Annotated in this window: 1 pseudogene; it reads right to left on the minus strand. The window is 67.9% G+C overall.

From position 1 onward, the window contains the following. Positions 1–246 (minus strand): annotated as a pseudogene (locus SB751_RS33960) (xanthine dehydrogenase family protein molybdopterin-binding subunit); the annotation flags it as partial.

Consider the following 246-nt stretch of genomic DNA (forward strand, 5'->3'; position numbering starts at 1 on the left):
GTCCTTCAGCGCAATCTTGCGCGGCAGCGGCTGCTGCGCGGCCAGCGCGGACAATTCGCCAAAACTCGCCTTACGCCCCGACGGGTGCAGCACCTGACCGCTTTCCGTACGGCATTCGCCGGGCGGCACTTTCCATTGCGCGGCGGCCGCGCCGATTAGCATCGCGCGCGCCGACGCGCCCGCTTCGCGCATCGGCAGCCATAGATCGTTGATGCTCGATGAACCGCCCGTCATCATCGTGCCGGC

It is taken from the genome of Cupriavidus sp. SIMBA_020, from assembly GCF_046535395.1.
Taxonomy (GTDB): domain Bacteria; phylum Pseudomonadota; class Gammaproteobacteria; order Burkholderiales; family Burkholderiaceae; genus Cupriavidus; species Cupriavidus campinensis.